This window comes from Neobacillus drentensis, assembly GCF_036966985.1.
GTDB classification, from domain to species: Bacteria; Bacillota; Bacilli; order Bacillales; family Cytobacillaceae; genus Neobacillus; species Neobacillus drentensis_E.
Map to the genome: position 1 here is coordinate 1 of NZ_JBALSN010000293.1, position 300 is coordinate 300.

Annotated in this window: 1 protein-coding gene; it reads right to left on the reverse strand. The window is 49.3% G+C overall.

From position 1 onward, the window contains the following. Window positions 1-187: hypothetical protein (locus V7659_RS19240; RefSeq protein ID WP_335541468.1), on the reverse strand; the 187-nt coding region annotated here is incomplete at its 3' end. Window positions 188-300 lie beyond the last annotated feature (113 nt).

The following is a 300-nucleotide window of genomic DNA, read 5'->3' on the forward strand; positions in this document are numbered from 1 at the left end:
CCCCAGGGTAGCCCATTGGCGGCGGGGGTGGGGGATAAAAGCCAGGATATCCGAAACCACCATAAAATGGCCGGCTAATTAATGCGCCTCCTAATAAGCCTCCTAAAAATCCTCCAAGTAATGGCAACCCGAAACCAATAAATCGTTGATCTTGTACTTGATGAGGGTTCCGATAATAAGGGTACATGCAGCAAACCTCCTTCCTCTATACTTGCCTACACTATTTCATATGCGAATGGAAGGGGTTTGGAGTGGGCAAAAACAAAAGGCGGAAGCGCCCGGTTAGCGGCGTATGGACTG